Genomic DNA, 26,034 nt, shown 5'->3' on the forward strand with positions numbered 1-26,034 from the left:
AGTGGCTTGGGGGGGATAGACTGCTGGGTCGCGAACTAAGCGCCGGTCGTTTCGGAAGCTGCTTCCTTCTCTTTGGCGCGTTGATTCCAAACCTTTTCGATCTCTTCGGCACCGACCAGACCGTACAGTCGCGGTCGCGGGGCCAGCAGCGAAGTATCGACGTCTTCGTAGGTCAGATCGGGCATCTGCGTTTCGTGGTTCCAAGTCGCAATCGTGCTCTTCAAGAACTTGCGATTGTTCTCTTCGAACTCGTCGCACCAAGTTTCCGCTTGCTGAAGCCGCTCGGCTGGATTGTCGGCGGTCAGCGATGGCTTGGCAAAATCGGGTTTGTAGTGAGCACCACGACATTCGTCCCGCTGCAACGCACCCTTCAACAGAGTCTTGGCAAGCGGGAACATGTCCTGCAGCGACTTGGTGAAAATCACGTTTTGGTTGGACCAGCTGCCGGTGTCGGAAAGTCTGGCTCGCATCGCCCGTTGGTGCAGGTCGTCGACCTTGCCAAGCGCGTCGGACAATTGATCGTTGCGACGCACCACGGTGGCAACCCGCGTCATGATGTCGCCTAATTCTTGGTGGATCAAATACGGATTTTCGTCTGCATCCGCGGCTCCCTTCAGCAGCCCATCGTGCCGATCCTGTTGTTTCTTGACAGCACCATCGGCCACCGAAGACGCAAGTTCTTTGTGCCCTTCGGACTGGCTGGACGCGTAGTTCAGAATCGACGAACCGGTGAACAGCCCCGTGAAGATGCACGACAACAACGAATTGGCGCCCAATCGGTTGGCACCATGGTAGTGGTAGTCACATTCGCCGATCGCATACAGACCGGGGATGTTGGTCATGTGGTTGCGTGGTGCACCGGCTTCCATACCGCCACTGGCACTCTTGACATAGTCAGCCCACAAGCCGCCCATGCTGTAGTGGACAGCGGGGAAAATCCGCATCGGTTCGAAACGCGGATCCACACCCTGGAACTTCTCGTAAATCTCTAGGATGCCGCCCAACTTGCGGTCCAATTCCGCTTTGGGAATGTGAGTCAGGTCGAGGTAGACCGACATCTGTTCGGAATCGATGCTGAGCCCTTCGTTGACACAGATATCGAAAATTTCCCGAGTCGCGATATCGCGCGGCACCAGGTTGCCGTACTTCGGATAACGTTCTTCGAGGAAGTAGTATCGTTCGTTTTGCGGGATGTCGTTCGGGGCACGCGAATCCTGTGGTTTACGAGGCACCCACACACGGCCGCCTTCGCCGCGGGCCGATTCGCTCATCAAACGCAGTTTGTCACTGCCGGGAATCGCCGTCGGGTGAACTTGGATGAATTCGCCATTGCCGTATTTGGCACCGGCTTGGAAACAGCGGCTAGCGGCGCTGCCGGTGCAGAACACACTCATCGTGCTGCGTCCGTAAACCAGACCGCACCCGCCGGTTGCCACGACGACCGCGTCGGCTGGGAACGCACGAATTTTCATCGACACCATGTCTTGGGCGACGGCACCACGACAGCGACCGTCGTCATCCATGATGGGGCCCAGGAAGTCCCAGAATTCATATTTGTTGACCAGGCCTTCGCTTTCGCGGCGGCGAACCTGTTCGTCCAGTCCATACAACAACTGTTGCCCGGTCGTCGCACCGGAAAACGCAGTCCGCTTGTACAGCGTGCCGCCGAAGCGTCTGCGATCCAAGAAACCTTCGCCGGTACGATTGAACGGCACGCCCAGACGATCCATCAATTCGATGATCTTGGGCGCCCAGTCGGTCATTTCTTTGACCGGTGGCTGGTGGTTCAGAAAGTCACCGCCGTAAACGGTATCGTCAAAGTGTTTCCACTCGCTGTCACCCAACTGCCGCGTTTGATCGTTGCAGCTGTTGATCCCGCCTTGGGCACAAACGCTGTGCGAACGCTTGACCGGTGTCAGGCTAAGCAGATCGACGGCGACGCCTAGTTCGGCCAATCTCATGGTCGAAGCCAATCCGGCCAGTCCGCCGCCAATGACCACTACGCGATGTTCTGCCATGGTTCCAAGTATCCTGAGAGTTCGTTTTCGTAACCCAACCGTTTTCGCGGGCGGGAATTGAATGTTTCGGGTTGCCCGCTGCACCGTTGCCGGCCGGGGCGTTGTGTTTCACTTATTTTGATCAACGTCCATTCAGGTCAACGCCCCGATTACCGGACGTGACCGACTGGACAACTTTGGATGCCTGATCGGGATTCCCCGATCGCAAGCATCCGATCAGCGTTATTCAGCTTTATCGTTATCGTCGCTGGCTTCCGCTTGATCGGTGGCTTCGGCCTGATCGGTGGCTTCGGATTCTTCGGGAGCGTGGTAGCGTTTTTCTTCGTTTTCCGAAACGATGCCCGCTTCGGCCCAAACTTTGTACATCCGATTTTCGACGGCTCGATACTCTTGGACCTCAGCTTCCCCCGGTGCAACCGCAGCCCACCACGCACTGGCACCGACAAACGCCATCAACAGGCCAAATGCGGTACAGAGTTTGGTCGCACGTTCTTGGGCGGGTGCTGAAACCCACAGGCCCCACGTGATACCGGCGGTCCACAATCCGTTGGCCAGGTGATAGACGCACGCCATGACGCCGATCAGGTAGAACGCAGGCCAAAAGTATCCCTGCATCGCTTCGACCAGCGTGCTGGCAGCGTTGTAGGGGCTGAACTGGCCGAATCCCAAAGGCCTGATCACGTCCAACCACAGATGGGCGTGTGCCCAACCGTGCAGGTGCAGCACGTGGAAAAACAGGTAAACCAGTGCGATGACCCCGGTCACACGCTGCAGAACGTAGCGGCGATTGTTGACAAACTTGTATCGATCCGCGTTCGAATGGCCCGTTTTAGCGATCCAGATGCCGATCACGGCATGGAAGACCAACGGTAAAAAGATGCCCCCCCATTCGATCACAGGCAGCAGATCGCCAGGGCTGTGGATCATGAACACGGCGCGTTGGAAGGTTTCCGATCCGTTCAACAAGCTGGCATTGGTCAGCAAGTGAACGCACATGTAGAGCCCAAGTGGCACGATGCCCAGCAGCGAATGGACACGGCGGATCCCGAACTCGTGTCGCATGAAGAAGCTGGGTGCCGATGCGGAGGCTGACTCGCTCATGGGATGGGGTCGATTGTGAGAGACGTTCGTGGGTGTCGGCGGCACATTCGGTGTCGCCCTGAAATTTGGATGGTTGTTGACGACATGTTTCGCCAACCGCACTTCCGCGGCGTCAGTTAACATTGCCGCCTCGGCAAGCGTTAGGTTAATGCAAAACGCTCTCCAGGTGTGATGCCGGACGAGTGGATATCTTGTCGCACTTGGCAGCTTGTCGCTCCCAAGAGCATGCCAGGATTGGTCCCAATGGGGAACTCGATCTGTTGGCATCGGACGCGAAACCTAGGCAGAACAGAACAAGTTTGCAATGAGCATTTGGGTCATCGTTGGATTGTCCGTCGTCGTGGTGCTGGTCTGCATCCTGGTTTTTCGGCTGCACGCATTTCTAACGCTTTTGCTGGCTGGATTGCTGGTGGCGTTCCTAGCGGCCGGGCAACCATTGGACGGATTTATCGAGTTCCAACTTTCCAAAGGATCGTTCACGCCGGACGAAGCAGCCGAACTGTTGAAACAGTCACCGTCGTCACGCTTGGCATCGGCGTTTGGTGAAACCGCGGGAAAAATCGGAATCCTGATCGCGCTGGCCAGCGTCGTCGGCGGGCTATTGTTGGAATCGAAAGCTGCATCGGTGATCGTTGACCGAATGCTAAAATGGATCGGACCGCGACGGGCTCCCGAGGCCTTGGCCGCCAGCGCGTTTGTGCTTGCAATCCCCGTATTTTTCGACACAGTTTTTTATCTGATGATTCCGCTGGCCCGCAGCCTGCGTGAAAAAGTCGGCCGCGATTACGTGCTGTTCATTCTGGCAATCCTGGCGGGCGGTTCGATCGCCCACTCTCTGGTGCCGCCGACGCCCGGACCATTGCTGGTCGCCGGAATCATCGGCGTCGATATCGGCACGATGATGATCGCCGGGCTTGCGATCGGACTTTGCAGCAGCGTGCTGTCGCTGCTTTCGGCGCGGGTCATCAACCGGCTGGTCGTGGTCCCCCTTCGCGGCGCCGACGATAGTGAGTGTCCTAGTGAGGGCTCCAGTGGATTGGAGAAAGCCCCTGGATTGGAGAAAGCGTCTGGATTGGAAAACACCTCGAACGACGAATCCACAGGCGGCCCCGGCGGAGATCCGGATCAGACGAATTCCGCCAATCCATCGGCGCTTCCTTCGTTGTCGGCGTCGTTGCTGCCAATCCTGATCCCGGTCGTGCTGATTGGTGTCGGGTCGGTCGCCACCTATCTGGTGAAGGCCGACCGAGTGGAAACATCCTGGCTGACTGAATTGTTGATGAATCTGGGCGATAAAAATATCGCGTTGGGCATTTCGGTGATGTTGGCTTTCGCTTTACTGAGATACGTACCGGTCGCGTCCCGCAAATCGCTGGTGGGCAGATCCTTGGCTTCGGCAGGCAACATCATCTTGATCACTGCGGCCGGTGGTGCTTTCGGCGCAATGCTCCGCCAAGCCGGAATCGAAGAAGCCGTTGGTGACCTAGCCGGTGGAGTCCCGGGGCTAATGATTTTGCCGGTGGCATTCCTAGTAACCGCATCGATCCGAACGCTGCAGGGTTCCGCCACCGTCGCGATGATCACCGCGGCCGGTGTGTTGCAGGGATTCGCGAGCGCCGAATCGCTGCCCTTCCATCCGGTTTATCTGGCAATGGCGATCGGTGCGGGCAGCAAACCGATTTCATGGATGACCGATAGTGCGTTTTGGGTGATCACGCGGATGAGCGGGATGACGGAAAGTGAAGGCTTGAAAACGATTTCGCCCATGAGCACCGCGATGGGGATCTCCGCGTTGGTGGTCACCATGATTTTTGCGGCTGTCATCCCAGGAATCTAATTCAAACCGCGGATTCCGTCCCCAATCACGCGCCCAAGCCCACCGGGGACCTGGTCGCGGCAGGCCGTCGATCTAGCCTGACCGATACGATTGGTCCCCAAGTCCAGGGGATCGATTGGCCGACAATGGTCACCCGCACACCTGAAATGCACCGCATCGGATCCCCCCATCGAAGCGGGAATCGGGGACTTCGGCCGCTTCACGCGTTTGCCCCGTTGACGTTGCGACCTGGATCGCCAACCCTGATCGGGGAATTCAGACTTAGTTTTAGCCATTGGCAAGCGAGAATCAGATGGGAATCGGCACGGCACTGAAGGCATTTTCCGCCGCACTGTTCAATCAGGAAAAGTCGGCCATGATCGAACAGATATTGTCGGGGCAACCCGCCGCGCCGGCGCAACGGCCAGCGATCGAGGCCGCTCAAACGCTGGCACCACAAACCTCTGCCCCCCAGCCGAAGGCGCCAGCAAAGCCGGCCCGGGATTCGGCGGTTACCCTGTTGGCGACGCTGCAACGCGAGTCGCGTTTGGTCGACTTGCTGCAAGAGGATCTGGCACAATACAGCGACGCGCAGGTCGGCGCCGCCGCTCGGCCCTGTTTGCAACAGTGTTCCGGTGTCCTGAAACGACTGTTCGATATCCAGCCATTGGTCGATGGCGGCGAAGGTACCGTGGTGGACGTCCCGTCGGATTCGTCCCCGATTCGATACCAATGGGTTGGCGAAGGGACATCCGGTTCCGCCAAATTGATTCACCAGGGATGGCGGGCTGCGAAAGTAGAATTGCCCCAGTGGACTGGCACAGACGCCGACGCCAACGTCATCGCGCCCGCTCAGGTCCAGTCGCAATAGCAAGCGTATCGATCGGGCTGGTCACGGCACTTCCAGGCCCATCCGTCCTCCGTTCCGATTTCATTTTCCAAGTTCACTGCAAACCGATTCTTCATGTCCGCTCGTTATTCAGTCGGCATCGACCTTGGCACAACCAATTGTGTCGTCGCGTACGCCCCCCTGACCGATCCCAGCGCAGCGGACGGCGACGCCCCCTCCATCCGGCTTTTGCCGATTCCCCAGTGGGTCGGCGCTGGACAAACCGAGTCGCGAACCTCGCTTCCATCGTTCCTGTATCTGCCGCGAGATGGCGAGGTTGATTCGCTGCGGTCGGAACTGGTCGCTGATCCACAGAACGGCATCGCGGGCTACTTTGCGCGTACTCAGTCAGCCGACAATCCCCAGCGAGTGGTCGTGGCCGCCAAGAGTTGGCTCTGCCACGGCAAGGTGGGACGCACCGACGCCGTGTTGCCCTGGCAGTCGCCGCCCGAGGTCAAGAAGGTTTCGGCACTGGATTGCACCCGCCGATTCCTGTCGCATTTGGTCGCCGCCTGGCATGATGCACACGCCGACGCGCCGCTGGCCGATCAGCAAGTGGTGCTGACCGTTCCGGCATCGTTCGACCCCGTCGCTCGCGAACTGACTCGCCAAGCCGCCATCGATGCCGGCCTGCCCAACGATTTTGTGTTGTTGGAAGAACCGCAGGCTGCCGTCTACCACTGGCTCGCATCGCACAGCAACGATTGGCGAACCGAATTGTCGGCGGGCGACGTGATGTTGGTCGTCGATGTCGGTGGTGGCACGACCGACCTGACCCTGGTTACGGTCGACGAGGCGGACGGTGAACTGAACCTGAAACGGTTGGCCGTGGGCAATCACCTGTTGCTAGGTGGCGACAACATGGACCTGGCGATGGCCCACCTTGTGGGAACTCGGCTGGCCGAACAAGGGCACGACCTTGATCCTTGGCAAAGCGTTTCGCTATGGCACGCTTGCCGCGACGCCAAAGAACAATTGCTGACAACCGATGGGCCCGCCGAACAAACGATCTCGGTCCTCGGTCGCGGCAGCTCGCTGATCGGCAACACGATCTCGACCCAGTTGTCGGCCGACGAAGCCAAGGACCTGATCATCGAAGGCTTCTTTCCCGTCTGCGAAAGTACCGATCGACCGGCTCGGCAAGCGGTCAGTGGTTTCCAGGACATTGGGTTGCCGTACGAGGCCGATCCGGCGATCACGAAACAAGTCGCTGCGTTCTTGGCCGACCATGCCGACAAAACCAACGGGCTGACGCACCTGTTGTTCAACGGTGGTGTGTTCCGCAGCCACCCACTACGCGATCGAATGCGGTCGGTGATCGCTGGATGGTGTCCCGCACCGCCCACGGTCTTAAGTGAATCCGGCGCTGGCGATCGCACGCAGGAGGCCGAAACAGATTCAAATTCGGCATCCGAATCCGCCACGGCACTGGATTCCGCCGTCGCGCTGGGTGCAGCCTACTATGGTTGGTCCAAGCAATCCGGCGGCATCCGGATCCGAGGTGGCACGGCTCGGTCGTACTACATCGGTATCGAAACCGCCGGGTTGGCGATCCCGGGCGCACCACGCCCGATGCGAGCGGTCTGTGTCGCACCGCAAGGAATGGAGGAAGGCACCGAAGCGGCTGTGCCGGGCGGCGAAGTGGGGATGGTGGTCGGGCAACCCGCACGATTCCGATTCTTTTCGTCCACGATGCGACGCGACGACGAAGTCGGCCGAACCCTGGATCGCTGGAACGACGAAGAACTGGTCGAAGGACAGCCGATCGAACTGACGCTGACGAGCGAATCGGCGGGCGACGATGCCTTCGTCCCCGTGCGTTTTGTCAGCCGAGTGACTGAATTGGGCATGTTCGAACTGTGGTGCCACGCCACGCGTAGCGACGAACAATGGAAAATGGAATTCAATATCCGCGAAAGCCAGTGATTCGCTTGTCATCGCAGGACAACATCATCGACCCCATCGATCCACCACCGCCGCGTTACGTCGTTGGGATCGACCTCGGCACCACCAATTGCGCCATCGCGTACGTCGATACGTTGGACGAAGATTGGTCGGTGGATACCTTCGCGGTCCCCCAGTGGGTCGATGTCGGACAGATCGAATCTCGCGAGACACTGCCGTCGTTCCATTACGAACTATCCGCCAGCGAGATTACGGACGCGAAGCTGCCATGGCAGCCATCTGCACCGGAGCCGCATTGCGTGGGTGTGATGGCACGTGACGTGGGCAGTCGTCATCCTGGGCGACGCATCTCGTCGGCCAAAAGTTGGTTATCACACGACGGCGTGGACCGTTCCGCCGATTTCCTGCCCTGGCACGGCGACGCCGACGTCACGCGGATGTCTCCGGTCGCGGCGTCGGCGCGATACCTGTCTCACCTGAAATCGGCGTGGGATCATCACCATCCTGATCACCCGCTCGACCAGCAAGACGTGGTGGTCACGTTACCGGCATCGTTCGACGAAGTCGCCCGCGAACTGACGATCGGAGCCGCCAAACAAGCCGGGCTGCGGCGAGTCCATTTGATCGAAGAACCGCAGGCTGCGTTCTATGCCTGGATCGATCGCCATCGGGGCGATTGGATGGAACAGGTACGTCCAGGACAGTTGATCCTGGTCTGCGATATCGGCGGCGGCACGACGGACTTAACACTGATCCGAGTCCAACCCGCCGGCGATGATGGCGACCAGGTCCAGTTTCATCGCGTCGCCGTCGGTCGCCACCTGATCCTGGGCGGCGACAACATGGATTTGGCGGTCGCAAAGCTGGCCGAAGCCAAAATCCGTAAGCAATCCGATGTCGAATTGTCATCCAGCCAATGGGACCGGTTAGTCCAGGCTGCACGGGGCGTCAAAGAAACGATGCTTTCGGCAAACCGGCCCGATCGCTACACCATCCACCTTTCGGCAGAGGGATCTAGCCTGCTGGCCGGATCGATTCAGGTCGAACTATCGGCCGCTGAAGTGGACGAGACGCTGCTAGACGGATTCTTCCCCATCGTCGACGCTGCGGAAAAACCCGATCAAGCACAGAGTGGTTTTCAGGAGTTCGGACTGCCCTATGCCGCCGATCCGGCCGTCACTCGGCACCTCGCCGAATTCCTGGCGCAACATCGCCGTAGCGGTCTAGACGATGATGACAACCAATCGGCTGACCGTCCCGACCTAGTGCTGTTCAACGGTGGGGTGATGGTCGGCCAGGCGGTCCGCAACCGGATCACCGATTCGCTGAAACAGTGGTTTGGCCACCCCAATGATCCGTGGCGCCCCACGGTGTTGTCGTCGCCAAGATTGGATTTGGCGGTAGCGCACGGCGCTGCCTACTATGCGATGGTGCGCCGCGGCAAAGGCGTCCACATCGCAGCGAACCTGGGACGATCCTACTACATGCAGGTTGCTGACCAGCCGCCGACCGCGCTGTGCCTGATCCCCGGAACAGCGGAAGCCGGACAACGGTTCCGCGCCGCCGATCATCCGCTGCAGTTACAAGTCGGTGCACCGGTGCAGTTCCCATTGTGGGTCAGCAGCACTCGATTGGCCGACCGAGTGGGTGAGTTGATTCCCATCGAATCGGTCGAAATGTCTCCCCTGCCTCCGATCTGTACCGCTCTGGTACGCGGCCGTCGTCGTGACGAATCGGAATTGAAGGTCTGTATCGAATCAGAGCTATCCGAAATTGGAACGGTCGGAATGTTCTGTGTCGATTTGGACAGCGGCAAACGCTGGAAGCTAGATTTCGACATTCGCAGCACTCTAGAGTCCGACCGCCAAGCACACGATGGATCGGGCGAAACCTCTGGCATCGTCGATGGCGAAACCGTTCAAAACTGTGCAGACGCGATTGCTGGAACGTTCGCTTCTGCTGCGGATCTAGCTGCCAACAGGCGGCCGGAGATCCAGCCCACCAAGCCGAACCAGATTGTTGGCACCCTGCAGAAGTGCACCGACAGCAACCGCAACGCATGGCCACCGTCGCTGCTTCGCGAAATGTGGGGCTTTCTGCTAGACCATGAATCCGGACGCCGTCAATCTGCTCAGCACGAAGCCCGCTGGATCAACTTAGCCGGATTCTGTTTGCGCCCCGGTTATGGTGTCGCGGTTGATGATTGGCGTGTCCAGGAAACGTGGCGGCGTCTCCATGGGAAGCTGGCATTCGCGGCTCCCCAGTCGCGGACCGAATCGCTGATTCTGTGGCGACGAATTGCAGGCGGACTTAGCAGCGGCCAGCAACAGCAGCTGGCCGCACCTCTGATTGCAGGCCTGCACGGCAAGACGGGCAAGATCGAATTGCACGAAGCGAGCGAGATCTGGCGACTGCTTGCGTCACTGGAACGATTGTCCGTTGGCGAGAAGCAACGGCTGGGTGAACTGGCCATCGTTGAACTGCAGCGTAAAAAGAACGAAAAACTTCGTCCCGTCTTGCTTTGGTCCATCGGCAGACTGGGCACGCGGCGACCGATCTACGGGCCTCTGAACACCACGGTCTCACCGGCAGTGGCCAGCCGTTGGATCGAAAAACTAGTGGATGCCAATCCGCCCGAATCTGTTCTGCCGCTAACGATCGTCCAGTTGGCACGCATGACAGGCGATCGATACCGGGATGTATCCAGCGAAGCACGCACGCTAGCCAGTGAGTTCCTTGAATCCCAGCAGGCACCGATCCATTTCCAAGACCTCGTCACCCAGGGCGGCACCTTCGACAGCGAAGAGCAGGCCGCCGTCTTTGGCGACTCGCTGCCGCTGGGGATCCGCCTGCTGCGAGGCTAGGCGGGCGACGAGATAGCCGAAGATCGCAATAGCCGCTCCCGATCAACCGCTGCGCAATCCGTCAAGGGTTTCGGGGCAAAGCGTTGACCACCGAAAGTCTTGGCGACTTGCGCTACCGGATCCTGGGCGAAATTCGAACGCGACATCATTCCCAACCGACGGGCTGGGTCCAGGCCTGCTGGGTTTGGTCTTTGAACGACGGATCCTGGGGCGGTTGATCGCTGCTGATGACTGCTCGAACATACAGCTCGCGTCCGGTCACCTGATAACTCGCTTTGACGCCTTCGACTGACTTGACGACTTTCCCGATTCGCTTTTCGGCGTCTTCGGCAGTCTCGTTCGGTTCCGGTGCCAAAGTCGCGATGAACTCAATTTTGTACTTGGCCCCCGGCTGCGGTTCGACTTGCAAAGAGAGCGTCTTGGTGCTGGGCTGATATTCCAAGTCACGGAGCGTCACGCCACTGGACGAATAGAAGTCGCCCGCTTTCATCGCTTTGATCAGATGTTCGGGCGACAAGTATCGACTTCGCACCATCACCCACCCGCGGCCAGGACGTGATCCTGGTTTGCCGTGGTATTCATGGCTGTCGTCGGTCGCCAATCCCATCAACGGTGGAATGTCCAGGTCCGTTCGGCGGATCGCGTTCGCCAAATCCCAGATTCGTTCGACGCTCGGGTGCTCGTGGTCGCCCATATGGTTCACGCCCGGATGCCCGTTGTAGACTTCAAAGAATCGCTCGGAAACCACTGCCGCTAGATCGTCTGCGGTCATCGCATAGTGGAAATTGGGGTGGTTGATGTGTGGCAACACATGTCGGCCATGCGATTTCTCGTGCGCCAAAATCGCACGCAGATTGTTCTGCATGACTTCACGGACCGTATCACCGCCCGACGGTGGGATCGCCTCTAAAAGGTTGGTGGCGTTGATGTGGACCGGTTTCCCCTCTGCCCGATCGCTGATCTCTTCCGCAGGGATCAAGATGAACTTTTCACTCTTTTCAAGCTGGGATCGAAACTCGTCCAACGGTTTCAGGCGGACTTCGGTGTCTTTCCCGTCTTGGATACTTCGCGTTTCCACCCACGAATCCCCGAATCGTTCCCGATAACGATCCAGAATCCCATCATCGCTGCGAGCCACGATCTTTTTCAGAGACATCCATCGGTCACCCTCGCTTAGCACGTTGTGGTCGGTGATCGCCAGAAAGTTGTAATCCCGTTGACGGTACCAATCGCCAATCATTTCAGGAAATTGGTCCCCATCGCTCCAAAGCGAATGCGTGTGCAGGTTGCCCTTCCACCATTTCAGCGGTGGATCGCCGGCCTGGGCGGAAAGCGGTGCCGCGAAACAAAAGAGCGTCGTGACGACAAAAGACAAGAAACGAAGCGGGTTGGACGGGTTCATCGAGAGTAGGTCTCCGGATTGATTGAGGCAGGATTGTTCGGCCGACGCGGTCATTGAAGACGAGATCCGTATCAGCTGGATCACGACGGCGAGAGGATCGTCCTATTAGACGATGACAACCGTTGGCTGGAGTCCGGCAAGGCAGCGGCTTCACGAATTTTTCATCCGATAAAACCGTTTGACGGATCCACATCAGCGCTGGTCGCACACGAATCTAACCTGCTGGGTTTGTCGACGCGAACGATCCAAGACTCGGGCGATTGGATTCGGCGTTATTATCGTGCGGCAATCTTGCTGTCTGAATCGACGATGCCGTACCCGCTTCGCGTGATCAGGTTGCCACCCACCGATCGCCCGTGACCCTACGCCTGTCATTCTCTGAAACACCTGTTCACTGTAGAACCTAATGGTCGTTGCAATGATGCACGACGTCAATTTGCTCGAACATGAGAAACGAAGATGGCCAAGAAGAAAGCGACCACGACCGCACGTGCGAAGACAAAGAAGGCCGCAGCCCCAACCTTGAACGACATTTACGACAAGGTAGCCGCCCGCGCGGACACCGAAGGTTTGAATCTGAACGTCGCTGCAACCAAGCGTGTTTTGGCATGCTTCTTTGACGTGCTAGAAGAGTACCCATCATCCACGGCGTTCGATTTTATCGCCAAAGGATTGAAGCGAGCCGGAAGTCGCAAAGCGTAATTTGGTCGACATCAAATCGAAGCCGGCGTCATCCTTCTAGGGTCACGTCCAATTGTTCCAGTTCGGTATTGTGCTGATCCCAATCGACATCCACGGGATCCCCAATTGGCACTTCGGCTTCGTAAATGCCAAGTGACAACGCCATGATGCGTCGATGGCGCCGTTGATCATCAATCAACGGGCCTCGACTGGTCGTCTGCAGCGGCAGTGCCAGCTGTTCGTCATGGTGATAGCGAGCGATGCGGTGCAGAGTCACAATTCGCACCCAATGCCACGGGCGTTCCACCTGCACATGGGTGCGGCACCACTTCCAGTCAGCGAAGTGTTCCAGGTCTTCGGATCGAAACAGAAAACACCGCACGCATTCTTTCCGCACAATGTTGCGATCCTCGCACGTCATGCAAAACAGCCACACACGGCGTGCGATGGGGCTGGTTGCCAACGAACCGCTGACGATGCTGATCGCATCGTTCAAAATTTCGAAGCCGATCCGACCGTCGGTTTGAATGACCGGCGAATTCAAAGTGGTTTGGGACGCCAATTTTCGCAGGGCATCCTGTGCCACAGGATTTTCGTAGGCCTGGTCAATGGTCCGCCGCGGTGCGACGTTGCGGAAGAACAAAACGTATTTCCCGTCGCCGGTCGGCTGCAGAAAATGAGCTTGAAAAAGAAGCTCGTCCGATTCACCCCGCTTCAGACGATCAAGCTGTTTCAACCGTTTGCGAAACAGCAGCCACCAACTGATCACCGCCCCCATCAGAACGCCCAGCATTTTCCCCAACAATTCAGGAAACAGCCGAGTCCATTCCAGCGATTGCAGCCAAGCCAAAGTCGTGTCAATCATGAAACCATCCAATGGAAACCAGGCGAGAAATCCGACGCCGCTGAATCGCAAGACCGATATTTTACAGCCATGCGATCTCGATACAGCCCCGCCCAGATGTCGGGTCGCGCGACTCGTAGAGCGTTTCGGCCAATTCCCGAAAAACGAAATCGCTGGCGGTTTCGTCGATCCAATCCCGTTTCGAATCGAAGATGAGCCGTTTGGGCGATAGCCCCGGTTTCTGGATGACTAACCCGAGGCGATCGCCTATCGAATCATGCAATCGACAAACGGTTGGCGACATTCGCGACGGGTTGGCCGAACGTAGAACTTGGTGCGAGCTACTTGGCAGCTGCCGCTGGTGCGACTTCTTTGCCAGCGCTGTCTAGACGTCCGGTTGTCCACAGAATGCCGCGTGTGACCAGATCAAGGTAACGTTCATCGGCGACCGTTTCGTTGAAGTGTCCCAGCGTGGTGCTAAAGACTCGCGTCTTCTTGGGACCGTACAGGTTGGTCCATGCAACCACTGCGGTCGCTTCGCGTGGCTTGGCGTCGGGATTTCGCTTCAATTCTTTCGGTGAAGGCGATTGCGTTTGCACGCCCGACGCAAGGACTTCGGCGCCACCAAAGATCCGAACGTTGTTGTACAGTTCGTCCTGATAGGTTTGCCAGTTTTCCAGCCCCTGAGTGATCGGGTGCTTCGAAGCGGAGTAGTCGACGTCGATGGGGAACTTGGGACCGTGTCCGGTCGACTGCAGGCCCAGCATCTCGTACCAACGCGAATTGTCAGCACCGATCTCGACAGGTTCGCGGTAGTCGCCCCATCGATAGCTGTGCATTGCACAGTGCAGGTTCACCGCAGGGACACCGGTCAGGTGTGCGTCGAGAATTCGGTCAACGTAAGGACGATCGGTCACAGCGGCCGAACACTCGTCGTGGATCACAACGTCGAAACCATCCGCCCATTTGTCAGATTCGTAGATTTCAAAAGTGGTCCCGGTGCTGGTATCAGCACTGAAGGCAACCGTGACTTCCGCATCCAGACGCTTCTCTAATTCGGTCTTCAGAATTTTGGACTGCGCCGCGTAATCATGGCAGCAACCACCAGCGACCAGTAAAATTTTCAGGGCGGGTTGGTCCGCGGTTTTGGTCTTGGCGTCGTCTTGTCCGCGGACACTTGTTGGGACACATAGCAATACGGCCAGGACGGCAGCGAAAAATGGAGGGCGTTTCATAGTTCAGACGTGTGGTTACCTATAGAAATCGGGTGATCGCCCTAGTTTAGCGTGAATCGGGACAGATGTTGCCAATCGCAATCGCAAGTTTCCCAAGAAAGGAACCGCCAAGTGGATCCGTGACATTCACCGCCGTGGAACGCAACTCACCCCCCCTTTTTGCGTGGTTGATCGATCCGGCTCGTCCGTTTCTGTCCAATTTGTAGCGACGATCCGCATATTCCTCATTGCCGATCCGTCTCCACCGCATCACGATGCAGGAAATCGGGCACCGTCGCCCGGCCTGGAATTGCCAGGCCGATCGCGGCATCCTTCTCGCAACCACTCGCTGGCAACGATCGAATCCTGCCAGACGATCACCTTTTCTAGAACGACGCCAAGATGTCCAAGAAGCTTCTGATCGCCAGCGTCCTGATCGCTGGAACTCTGTTGGTGGGCATTGCCGTTTGGGCTCTTTCACCGGTTCCGCACCTGGCTTTGGGCCAATCGCAACGAGAATTTGCGTTGGAGTGCGACTTTGCCAAGTTTCGGCAGATCATGGTGCGGCTGAACGCCACCGATGCGATCGTCAATCACGGCGGGATGACACTGCTGAATGAAAGCGTCAACGATGTTGCAATCGACACGTCCAAGGATGATCGACCGTTGCTGAATGCGATTCTAGGCAAAAGCAAAGCCGAACTGGATGCCGTCAAAACCATCACCGTTCGGGTCGCTGATGATCAGGTCGATATCGACGAACTCACGCTTCGTCAGACCGCCGATATCGACGAAGATCAAATGCTGGTGACGACCGCGTCGATCGGCCCACAGGGAGCAATGAAAAATTACGAGACCACGCTGTTCGCAACCGCCGACGGGAACCGAACCTCCGTTCGATTGACGTTGGACATGCAAATTGAAGTGCAGGTTCCCAAACTGTTCACTTCCAGGGCCGATGCGGGCGTCGCCGAAGCGACAGAAAAAGCCATCACCGGCCAGCAGCAAGCGATCACTGAATTCATCATTTCCAACGCGGGCAAGAACTTGATCCTGCCCGAGTTGAAATAACGCACGCGACGAATAGCCGTCAATCTTGTGACGTTGATGGCGGTGCACCATCCAGAACCGCAGGTGGCGTTGGCTGATACCCGGCTCGGTTGTGTTTGAACCGGCTTAGGGTGACAAAGATCAAACGTTCCAACAGGTGCGCGTTCAGATCGTTCTTGGATGCAAAATCATCGGCACCGGCGGCGATGCAGGCTTCGCCTACGGCCACATCGTCTTGCCCGGTCAACACGATGATCGGAATGCCGGGAAGTGCGTCACGTGCGCGGATGACCGTTTCCATCCCGACGCTATCGGGCAAACGCAGGTCCAATAACAACACATCGATTGAATCGGCTTGTCGGGTCGCTTCGATCGCTTCGGCTAACGAGTGGGCCTCGGATACGGATACCGATTGATTGGCGCGGCGCAGCATTTCGACCGTCAGGTACAGGTCATCCCGATCGTCCTCGACCACCATGATGCGAACGCCTCTGCGTTTGGAGGTGTCGGCTTGGATCAAACGCATCGACTGGATCGCGGTCGCAACATCGGCCATCGACTCGTAGCGGTCTTCCGCACGATGAGCGGTCATCCGGTCAATGATATTGGCCAAGTCGGTGGGGAATTCCGATGATGGAAGTTTGCGTATGTTCAAATTCCGAATCAAATTCGTGATCTGATCGTTCATCGATTCGCCACTGACTCGCGATATCCCGGTCAGCAAGAAGAACCAGGTTGACCCCAACGCGTAGATGTCCGATTGGTGAGTCGCAGCGCCCAGCGATCGAGCCTGTTCGGGTGCCATGAACTCTGGCGTCCCGCCAATCATTTCCAAACGCGTGTGGAACTTCGTATGGGAATCCGGTGCCGGTTCTTCGGTCAGGACCGCCAAACCAAGATCGGTCACTTTGATCTTGCCACCATCAAACATCAGATTTCCAGGTTTGACGTCGCGGTGGATCAGACCGCGATGGTGCGCATGTTGCAAACCATGCGCTGCGTCCAACATCAATTCGATCGTATCTTGCCAGGGGATCGGGCCCGACGTGCGAACATGTTGATGCAAATCGGGGCCTTCCAACTTCTCCATCACAATGTACAGCACGCCACGCAATTCACCGACTTCATAGGAAACGACTACGTTGGGGTGCGCTAACCGCTGGACCAGTTCCATTTCTCGCCGAAATCGATCGGTCGAACGCGTCTTTTTGACCAGTTTCAACGCCACCGATTCTTCCTCACGCCCCGGATGGAAGGCACGATACACTTGGCCAGACCCGCCCTGTCCCAACAGTTCCGCAAGTTCGTACTCGCCCACCGTTGTTCCCTTGGGCAGGTCCAAGAAAGACCAGTCATCGGCGGTATGCTGGACAAACTGGACCAGTTCTTCGTGGACCAGTTTCAGTTGTTCGTCGTTGAATTTCCCCGTTGCACGTAGCCGGTCGATCAACGCGTGGTCAAACACCCGAGTCGCCTGGAGGGCCCTCGTATGCGGATGCGACGAATGATCTGGCAACAGGTTCATTGCGCTAGTTTGCTGGCAAGTCGCCGAACGGAAAAGAGAAGAGTAGAGAGCAGCGTCGCTGCAAAGTGGCAACGCAACCCTCTTGTAACCTAGCCGATTCAGACACCGCCGGCGACAAACCACCGGAACTTCGCATCAAGATTGCAGGTTCGATTCCCACAAAAACGCACTGACATCAATTTGAATCATCAGTGTTATCCGGAATGTCGATCAGGAAAGTGCTGCCGACACCATCGTTGGACGCAGCAGAGATGGATCCACCGTGCCGCTGTGCGATTCGTTGGCAAATCGCTAGTCCAATGCCATTTCCGGGATAGCGATGCTGCGGGTGCAATCGACGAAAGACTTCAAAAACGCGCTGCTGATCTTCTTTCGCGATCCCGATTCCGTTGTCCCGGACGCGTATCATCCACGCGTTATGACCACGATCCGCAGAAACATGAATGCGAGGTGTCTGGTCGCAATACTTGATCGAGTTTCCGATCAGGTTGGTCAACATTTGCGACCACTGGGATGGATCACCGGAAATCGTAGGCAGCGGGTCGCTCGTCACGATCGCGCCGCTGTTGGCAATCTGCGATTCCAACAATCCAATCGCATCGACCAGAGCGTCATCCAAAGGCACCGATGCATTGGTCAGATCGCTGGACTGGACTCGCGAATATCGAAGCAAGTCGTTGATCAACTGCTGCATCCGCCGCGATGCCGCAACGATCCGCTGGACATAGTCCTCTCCACGCGGGTCAAGCCGATCGCAGTAGTCCGTTTCTAGCAATTGAGCGAACCCGACCACAGCGCGTAGCGGCGCCTGCAGGTCATGCGAGGCGACATAGGCAAACTGTTGTAGTTCTGTGTTGCTTGCCTCCAGCGCCTGATTAGCCTTTTTCAACGCGTCATTCAATTGACGCAGTTTTTCCTCGGACCGCACCTGATCCGAAACGTCGATATGGACTCCCAACACCCGCACCGGTTCGCCATCCGGTCCAAACGTGGCACGACCTTGGGCCAGTATCCAACGGTACGTTCCATCTTTGCAACACATTCGAAACGTGGTTTGATAATCACCCCGGCGCTGCTGAAAGTATTGGTCGATGCACGCCAAAGTCTTGGCTTCGTCATCCGGGTGCAAACGTGAACGCCAACTTTCGAACGTGTCCCAATGGGTGTCGCTGGGGAACCCAAGCTGAGTCTTGTAGGTAGGCGAATAATAGACTTTGTTCGTCTGCGCGTTCCAATCCCACAATCCAACATTGGCGCTGGTCAACGCCATATTCAGACGATCACGTGCGCTGACTAGATCAGCGTCCTTGGCAACAACGGAATCGCGGAGGCGTTGATTCAGTTGCCGGCGGGCGACTTCTAGCTGCTTGCGTTCGGTAATGTCACGTGCAAACAGACAGAACCAGTTCCCGTCTGCGCGAGGAACGGGAACCACCGATATTTCGACCGAAAACGTGCTACCGTCCCGCCGCCTAGCGGCAATTTCCAGGTGCCGATTGCGAATCGGACGTTTGGCGTTCGCGACGAAATAATCCAGCAGACGTTGATAAGATTGGTAACGATTCAGCGGCGCGACCAAATCAATCAACGGCCGTCCACTGGATTCTAGCATCGTGTAACCGAAGATCGTTTCGGCTTGCTGATTCCATTGATCGACAATCCCGTCGCGATCGAACGTGATCACCGCATCCATGGCTGAATTGAACAGCGAACGAGTGCGTCCTTCGCTGACCAACAGCTTGGAACGCTCATCTTTCAGTGAAGCGACAAGCCTCTGATTTTGTTCGCGTTGTGAAAGTTCGCGGTGACAAAACAGCGTCGTCAACCCGATGGCAAACAGGGACAGCAGACGATTCTCGATCGTCGCCCAATCGAACCATGCCGCTGTTGAAAGAATCCAGGCAACGATCGTCAGCACCGTGGTGGCCGCGGCAGCCCCAAGCACTTGTCGTCGTCGCCCCGCCAAGGAAACGAGGTAGACAACGGCGATGTAGGCCACTGCGATATAGGCCACTGCGATAGAGCCAATCGTGACATTGCCCACTGCGATATAGCCAATCGGGGTCGCGATCCCCACATGGATCCAAACATCGATTGCGAACACACCGATGGCTACGACCAAAGCAATCCAGAGATACCTTTGTGCGGTGTCACGGTGCGACTCCGGCGTACCGATCCCAGACTCGGACGACGATGCCGCGATGCGTTCGCCGGCGACCTCTGATGGCACTGACATGCGATTCCTAAAAGTCCTGTTGCACGGCGTCGTCGGCCGCTGACGTCCCCAACGCCCCCCAAAGACCGTAGGGGGTCGCAACGAATTCGCTGAGATCACCTTGAACACTGGATCCGATCGGTGCAGTTGACGCATTCGAATCACCGGCGTCGATCGAATCCGTTACAAACTTCACTGCGCCGTCGGCCATCAAAACATGACAACCGCCTACGTGTTGACTGCCGGCCGAATAGATTCCGTCGACGGCATGGTTCCCGACAACCGCACAGCTTGCACTGTTAGGGGGAAGAATCGTGTTGGCCAGTGAAAACCCAGACCCACCATCAGCCCATCGCGCCCCGCGGCCTTGAATCCCGACCGAAATGCCGTCGCGATAGAATCCGGGACGATCGGGATCCCGTGTATCGCCGCACTGAGAAGGGGAATCGAGCACCGATATGGGTTGTCGGTTGGCAAACTGACTGTTGACGCTGCCGTCGTCCAGCAACCCCATTTCGGTCATCGCGATCGTATTGGACAGCCCATCAAGGATTTGCCGGAACCTGGTTGGTTGCCGACAATTGAATATCCCCCGCGTCGAGTCCGACTTGTGAATTTGGCGAGCAGTGTCGCCGATGCAAAACGCAAAACTGGTGGTGCCAAACGTGGTTGACTGGTAGGGCGAACTCGGGCATTGAAGTACCGGCAGTTCATAACGCCACGGGTCGTACTTCAGCACCCAAGGTGCGGGCCCCATCGCAGGATAGGCGACCGAATCGAAGGTGCTAGGGTTCGAAATGGTTTCCCAGACAGGCTGTTCTTCCACGAAGGGCAAAATCGCAACCAACCCGCTGAGTCGATCGTGATTCGAGTTCAAGAAATCATCCGACTGCCCGGTTCCCCCCATCGCTTGGGGAAGCTGACTAAAACTGCTGTGGTAATTGTGAAGCGCCAGACCGATCTGTTTAACGTTGTTTGAACACGACATTCGCCGCGCTGCATCGTGCGAAAATCGCATCGAAGGCATCAGCAATCCCAACAAGACGCCGATGATCCCGATCACCACCAACAATTCGATCAGCGTGAACCCATGGCGAGTAGATTTGCGAGAGATCGTCATGACAAAGCCCTTTCATGCACGGAAGCGCCGCGGCGCGTGGAAGTCGGACACGGTGTGATCGATGAAACCGCGATGGGTGGCAACGACGGACAGTGACGGATCGAATTGAGATACAACTGGTAACCAACCAAGGGCACGATCCAGCTGAACCAAGCATTGAATTGGTAAAACCCTTCGGATTCGAATTGGGTGACCGCAGCGAGCCCAGCAGCAAACCGCAAGATCAGCGGTGACAGCAGCAACAGATAGCAGCGGGTCGCCCAACGACGATGATCCGGCATCCGGCTGCGACTAGCCGCCACCGCAGCCATCACCGCAGTACCAGCGGTGGCGATCGCAAGTGCCGCAAATCCAGCGCCGGCGATCGGCCCCGCATGCGCATGGATCGACATAGCGATTCCCGTTGGCGCGAGGAGGGTGACCAAGATCACGACATGAACTTTGGCCACTCGCCGGTGAGCCGAACGATCGCTGGGACGATTGCCGGAAAACATCAACCAAGTTGCGGACAGCAAGGCGATCGGGCTGACGATGATGTGGGTGTAGAAGGCGACCGGATACCAGCCGACAAAATAATGCTCGGATCCGCTCAAGAACGCAGACTGAAAATCGGCGGGAAAATAGAACCGATACTCGGCCAGCAAGAACCCCAGCACCTTTAGCAACAGCAGCGCGATCGCGAACTTCAGCGCCATCCGCACTTGGCTGCGACAGACCGGAAGATCGAACGCCTTCACATCACCGCCTCCCACCTAAAATGGTTCACCGGCGGCGAAAGACAAGTGAATGCGTCGATCGGGTTGCGTTTGATAAGCCTTGGTCGCAAAGCCTTCGACAGGCCGCCAGAGCCCATTCTAAGGGTGGCGGCGGTGGCTGTCGAACAAAACCTGCCCGCGAGGACGGGCGGCAATCGTTGCCTGCGAAACACGGACGCCTATTGAAGCTGCGAATGCATGCTGCTGGCTGCTTCTTTCAAGGCAGCCGGCAATTGGCTGGGGTCACTGCCACCGGCCTGTGCCATGTCGGGACGTCCACCGCCACCGCCGCCGACCATCTTGGCAGCAGCACCGACCCAATCGCCCGCCTTCAAACCGCGGTCCACCAGATCGCGACTGAGTCCACCGACCAGCAGCACCTTTTTGCCCTGAACGGCAGCCAGCAAGATGGCTGTCGGCGTATCGCTCTTTTTACGGATCTGATCGATCCAGCCACGCATCACGTTCGGGTTGGCTCCCGGCGTTTCCGCAACGATCACCAACGTTCCGCCAACGGTTTGGCCCTTTTCGATCAAATCATCAGCCGACAATTCGCCGCCTGCGGTGACCAGTTTCAGTTCCGCGACCAAACGGGATCGATCGGCCAACAATGATTCCAGTCGTTCGGTGACGTCGCTGAGCGCCACGTTCAGACGACGTGTGATCGCGCGGACGGCGGAACGGACCGAGTTGTAATCGTTGGTGTCGATCGGTTCATGCTTGCCGGCGTACTTGAACTTGGCAGCATGTTCCGCGGGCTTCCCAGCCGACAACTCTTTTTTCAGGCTGCGGACTTCGTTCATCAACGCTTCGGTCGCCGGCAACGCATCGGCCGGTTCGCAGCCGAGCGTCTCGGCAACCTTGGCCAACAGAACGCGAGTCTGTTCGCGATGCTCTTTCGCTCGTTGTCCGGTCAACGCTTCGATGCGGCGGGTGCCGGTCGACACGCTTTCTTCGACAACGACTTCGAAAGCTTCGATATCGGCCGTGCTGCGAACGTGCGTACCGCCGCAAAGTTCACGGCTGAATTCGCCCATCGAAACCATGCGACATGGATCCGGGTATTTTTCGCCGAACAACATCATCGCACCGGCTTCGCGTGCATCGGCTAGCGTAACGGTGTCCCAGCGGATGGGCTCTGCTGCGCCGACCAACTGCAGGACCTGTTCTTCGATCTTGACTAGCGTTTCGTCGGGAATGGCCTTGGGATTGGTGAAGTCAAAACGCAAACGATCCGATTCGACCTTACTGCCCTGTTGTTCCGCATGGCGTCCGACATGGTGGTGCAACGCGTGGTGCAGCACATGCGTTGCCGAGTGGGCGCGAGCCAGTGAATTGCGATGTTCGACATCGACCTTGGCCGTGCAGGTGGCGCCCTCGTGGATCGCACCACGCGTCAGGCGGCCATGGTGAACGATCAGTGCGGCGTGCCGCTGAGTGTCGACAACTTCGAACGTAAAGTCCTCGCCTTCGATCGTTCCGATGTCACCGACTTGGCCACCCGATTCCCCGTAAAACGGTGAATGGTCCAGCACCAGTCGCAGCATCGCTTCGTCGGCGCGATCCAGATGACTTAGCAATTGCCCTTCGTCGCCCTTGCCGCCTTCGCCCGTGATGATGCCTTTGACGGTCGCCTCGGCGGTCGTTTGGTCGTATCCAACAAACGGGGTTTCCCGCAAAGCTTCTTTTAGCGTTTCCAGCGGTCCAGTTTGGAACAGCACCACTTGCCCGGCACCGCTGACTTCGGCGTGGTCGTCCATCGCGGTTCGATAGCCAGCCCAGTCGAACGTAAAGTTCTGCTCGGCCGCCAACGTTTGCACCAATTCAGGTGGAACGCCGTAGGTCGTTTGCAAATCGGCGGCAACAGCACCCGGCACCATGACCTGGGAATCCGAATTCATCTGCGTGAACAGTTTTTCGATCCGTGACATGCCGCCATCGATGGTGGCAAAGAACGTCCGTTCTTCGGCTTCGATCGCTTCGGCAACTCGCGACGAAGTCTGCGCCAGTTCGGGGTACGGTTTGGCGTGCGCCGTGGCGACCGCATCGACCAGTTTGTACAGGAACGGTTCGCGCAAATTCATCTGATAGCCGTCCAACACGGCCCGTCGGATCAGCCGGCGAATCACATAGCGAGCGTCTTTGGCACCGGGGTAGACATTTTCGTGGATCGAAAAAACGCTGGCCCGCGCGTGGTCGGTGATCCGCCGCAACCGGCGACTGTTGTCGTTGCCGTATTCGTATTTGACGCCACACACATCGGCGGCGGCTTGCACGATCGGAAACAGACTGTCGATATGGAAGTTCGTCGGCACGCCCTGCAGCACGCTGGCGGTACGCTCCAGTCCCATCCCGGTGTCGATGTTCTTGCTAGGCAAAGGCTGCAAGTTGTCCGGAGGACTGCCGACACGATTGAATTGAGTGAAGACCAGATTCCAGATTTCGACGTCGCTGCCGTCGTCCAGGTGATAGTAGATTTCGCTGCACGGGCCGCAAACGCCATCGGGGCCTTCGCTGGGTGCGGATGCCGGCCAAAAGTTTTCGTCTTCGTCCATGCGGACAATCCGCGAATCAGGCAATCCGATTTGGTTGTGCCAGATCCCGTGTGCTTCGTCGTCATCCTTGTAGACGGTGACCGACAATCGTTCCCCGGGGATGCCGAGCCATTTCTTGTCGGTCAGAAATTCCCACGCCCAATGGATCGCCTCTTCTTTGAAATAGTCGCCGAAGGAGAAGTTCCCCAGCATTTCAAAGAACGTATGGTGGAACGCGGTTCGACCCACATTGTCGATATCCCCGGTGCGGAGACATTTTTGGCAGGTGGTCGCCTTGGTGAAATCCAACTTCACTTTGCCAAGAAAGTGGTCCTTGAACTGGTTCATTCCGGCTGGAGTGAACAAAACTGACGGGTCCCAGGCGGGCACCAGAACGTCGCTGGGACAGATCGTGCAGCCTTTGGACTGGTAGAAATCGAGGTACTTTTCGCGAAGTTCGTCAGTTTTCATCGTCGGTGACAGATTCGTTTTGTCGGTAAAAAGGGGACTCGGGCGGCAGCGGGCGCGAGCCGCCAACGGAAAGGCCGAACTGCCCCCCGGTATGGCTTGCAGCGACGATCATATCGAAAGGGACCGGATTGATGGAATGCCCAGCGTCTGTGCACGCCGCAAAGGCGCGCAGCTGACGGCCCGCAATCGGCCTGGCCCTTCAGTCTGGGAGCCCTCGGGACCCCGGTTCTGCGATTCAATTTCGAAGAAAGATCGACGCGAATAGGGCCATTTCACCTCCAAACCGCGCTGAATCCGTCGACCTGGCGAAAGAATCAAACGAGACCAATGGCGGCCGTAACCACAACCTCCCCGCACGTTTAGCCGCGCGTCCCCGCCCCCACCGTAGGCCGGACCAAGCGAAGCGCCGCTCCGGCATTCGTCGCAGCGCATGCCAATCCGGATTGCCGGATCCGCGTCGCTCCGCTCCTTGATCCGGCCTACATGGCCTACATGGGCACCGTTCCGCTTTGGGCTGGCGTCCCTTTCCTGGCTGTGCGGGCCTACGCGACGTAGGTGTGCATTCCTCAACGATCCAGCCTAGAATGGGCGGATCGAGGGCGGCAGCGGCGCACTGGTCGAATCGGATCCTCATCCCAGCCCAGCCAAACTCGGCTTCGCTGAAATCAGCCCCGCAAGCCTATTCGCCCCACCCCGAACACAAGAACCGAAGGACCGTGGTCATGTTCCTCCGAAAATTCACTCCGCTAGTCGCGGCTGGGATTCTGGTATCCGCAGGCTCCCTAGCCACGGCCGATCGCCCCTATTTACAAGATCTGCGTGCACAGGCCGCAGCAGATCATGCCAAGGCGACTTCCAGCCCGCCGTCGGTCCCGACCGTGCCGTCCAAGACGAACGAATCGACGCCCCCCATCGGGACTGCGCCGGATTCCGACACCGGGGCGTTGCCGGACGATTTGCCAACCGCGGCCCCCGTCCAAAGCTTCGTTATCGAGGAACTGCGAGGGGCGAAACGAACCGTGATGGTCCATTCAGGCGACGTTGTCACCATCATCGAACCCCGCATTGGCATCGAAATCCAGCGCCGCCAAACGATGCCGAACCTGTCCGAAAAGATCACCCGGCGGCGGTACCCCCATCGCGACGCAGCCACCGCAGCCGATCCGGTCACGATGGAAGCCTACCAATGGGTTTGCGTCGAAGGTGTGGCAAAATACGGGCCCGCAGGGTTCGGCAAGCTTTCCACACCCAAGCAACCAGATGCCGACGCCACCCGAACGATGGCCCAACGATCGTTTGAGTCAGCGAGTTTGTTGGAGCAACCATTGGCAGGCCGCCCCAGCGGAATCCCTGACATGGCGGGTCCGGACGTGCTGAAAATCCCCAACCCGCTTAAAAATGTTGGTCGCGTGTTCAGCCCATCCAGTTCCGAAGCGATGATGGACCGAATGAACAAGTCCATGTTTGGTGGGATTTCGAAGATGGAAGCCCAGCGAAAAGAGTTCGAAGCGGAAGCCAAGGCAAAGCAAGCCAAGAGCGATCGTCTGATGAACCAGATCCGCGAATCGGTCCGTGGCCGTTAAGAATTCACGACGGTTCGAAACGGCGACATCAAAGTTCCTGGAACGGG

The 26,034-nt window shown here is 57.8% G+C and carries 17 protein-coding genes; 7 read left to right on the forward strand and 10 right to left on the reverse strand.

All coding sequences use genetic code 11. From position 1 onward, the window contains the following. Positions 1-35: 35 nt before the first annotated feature. The gene (gene sdhA / locus K227x_RS17080) at positions 36-2,018 is read right to left on the reverse strand and encodes a succinate dehydrogenase flavoprotein subunit (RefSeq protein WP_145171337.1); all 1,983 of its coding nucleotides are present in this window, start codon (positions 2,016-2,018) and stop codon (positions 36-38) included. A gap of 222 nt (positions 2,019-2,240) precedes the next feature. Next, on the reverse strand, positions 2,241-3,119 hold the full coding sequence (locus K227x_RS17085; protein WP_145171339.1) for a succinate dehydrogenase cytochrome b558 subunit: 879 nt from the start codon (positions 3,117-3,119) through the stop codon (positions 2,241-2,243). A 304-nt stretch (positions 3,120-3,423) separates the two neighbouring features. On the opposite strand from K227x_RS17085, the gene K227x_RS17090 reads away from it, so the two are divergent. From K227x_RS17090 to K227x_RS17105, 4 genes are all read left to right on the forward strand, one after another. Beyond that, a complete protein-coding gene (locus tag K227x_RS17090; protein WP_145171341.1) occupies positions 3,424-4,956 on the forward strand; it encodes a GntP family permease in 1,533 nt (510 codons plus the stop codon). Between the two features lie 292 nt (positions 4,957-5,248). Further along, entirely contained in the window at positions 5,249-5,806 is a 558-nt protein-coding gene (locus K227x_RS17095) for a DUF2760 domain-containing protein (RefSeq protein WP_145171343.1), read from the forward strand. Positions 5,807-5,899: 93 nt separating this feature from the next. After that, complete coding sequence (locus K227x_RS17100) at positions 5,900-7,750, forward strand: Hsp70 family protein (RefSeq protein ID WP_145171345.1); 1,851 nt, start codon at positions 5,900-5,902, stop codon at positions 7,748-7,750. Continuing rightward, positions 7,714-10,593 (forward strand): hsp70 family protein, encoded by a 2,880-nt coding sequence (locus tag K227x_RS17105; RefSeq protein ID WP_145171347.1) that lies wholly within the window; start codon positions 7,714-7,716, stop codon positions 10,591-10,593. The genes K227x_RS17100 and K227x_RS17105 overlap by 37 nt, the downstream gene beginning before the upstream one ends. A 145-nt stretch (positions 10,594-10,738) precedes the next feature. Here K227x_RS17105 and K227x_RS17110 read toward each other — a convergent pair whose 3' ends face one another. Beyond that, positions 10,739-11,995 carry a PHP domain-containing protein gene (locus tag K227x_RS17110; protein ID WP_145178009.1) on the reverse strand — a complete coding sequence of 419 codons (1,257 nt, stop codon included), beginning with the start codon at positions 11,993-11,995 and terminating at the stop codon, positions 10,739-10,741. A 459-nt stretch (positions 11,996-12,454) separates the two neighbouring features. On the opposite strand from K227x_RS17110, the gene K227x_RS17115 reads away from it, so the two are divergent. After that, on the forward strand, positions 12,455-12,697 hold the full coding sequence (locus K227x_RS17115; RefSeq protein WP_145171349.1) for a hypothetical protein: 243 nt from the start codon (positions 12,455-12,457) through the stop codon (positions 12,695-12,697). A 28-nt stretch (positions 12,698-12,725) separates the two neighbouring features. Here the strand turns inward: K227x_RS17115 and K227x_RS17120 are convergent, their stop codons facing one another. Next, positions 12,726-13,541: a hypothetical protein gene (locus K227x_RS17120; RefSeq protein WP_145171351.1), complete on the reverse strand. Its 816-nt coding sequence runs from the start codon at positions 13,539-13,541 to the stop codon at positions 12,726-12,728. A gap of 320 nt (positions 13,542-13,861) precedes the next feature. Continuing rightward, positions 13,862-14,755 carry a ThuA domain-containing protein gene (locus tag K227x_RS17125; RefSeq protein WP_145171354.1) on the reverse strand — a complete coding sequence of 298 codons (894 nt, stop codon included), beginning with the start codon at positions 14,753-14,755 and terminating at the stop codon, positions 13,862-13,864. A gap of 381 nt (positions 14,756-15,136) precedes the next feature. On the opposite strand from K227x_RS17125, the gene K227x_RS17130 reads away from it, so the two are divergent. Continuing rightward, complete coding sequence (locus tag K227x_RS17130) at positions 15,137-15,805, forward strand: hypothetical protein (protein ID WP_246145868.1); 669 nt, start codon at positions 15,137-15,139, stop codon at positions 15,803-15,805. Between the two features lie 19 nt (positions 15,806-15,824). Here K227x_RS17130 and K227x_RS17135 read toward each other — a convergent pair whose 3' ends face one another. From K227x_RS17135 to alaS, 5 genes are all read right to left on the reverse strand, one after another. Next, positions 15,825-17,309, reverse strand: a complete 1,485-nt coding sequence (locus K227x_RS17135) for a serine/threonine protein kinase (protein WP_145171356.1) — start codon at positions 17,307-17,309, stop codon at positions 15,825-15,827. A 175-nt stretch (positions 17,310-17,484) separates the two neighbouring features. Next, complete coding sequence (locus K227x_RS17140) at positions 17,485-19,545, reverse strand: sensor histidine kinase (RefSeq protein WP_145171358.1); 2,061 nt, start codon at positions 19,543-19,545, stop codon at positions 17,485-17,487. 7 nt (positions 19,546-19,552) lie between these two features. Then, positions 19,553-20,644, reverse strand: a complete 1,092-nt coding sequence (locus K227x_RS17145; RefSeq protein WP_145171360.1) for a DUF1559 domain-containing protein — start codon at positions 20,642-20,644, stop codon at positions 19,553-19,555. Then, positions 20,641-21,381, reverse strand: coding sequence for a DUF2306 domain-containing protein (locus K227x_RS17150; RefSeq protein WP_145171362.1), 741 nt, complete (start codon positions 21,379-21,381; stop codon positions 20,641-20,643). Before K227x_RS17150 ends, K227x_RS17145 begins: the two co-directional genes overlap by 4 nt. Positions 21,382-21,578: 197 nt before the next feature. Further along, a complete protein-coding gene (gene alaS / locus K227x_RS17155; RefSeq protein WP_145171364.1) occupies positions 21,579-24,404 on the reverse strand; it encodes an alanine--tRNA ligase in 2,826 nt (941 codons plus the stop codon). Positions 24,405-25,126: 722 nt separating this feature from the next. Here alaS and K227x_RS17160 point away from each other — a divergent pair. Continuing rightward, positions 25,127-25,987, forward strand: coding sequence for a hypothetical protein (locus K227x_RS17160; protein ID WP_145171366.1), 861 nt, complete (start codon positions 25,127-25,129; stop codon positions 25,985-25,987). The last annotated feature ends 47 nt before the right edge of the window (positions 25,988-26,034 follow it).

The organism is Rubripirellula lacrimiformis, assembly GCF_007741535.1.
GTDB classification, from domain to species: Bacteria; Planctomycetota; Planctomycetia; order Pirellulales; family Pirellulaceae; genus Rubripirellula; species Rubripirellula lacrimiformis.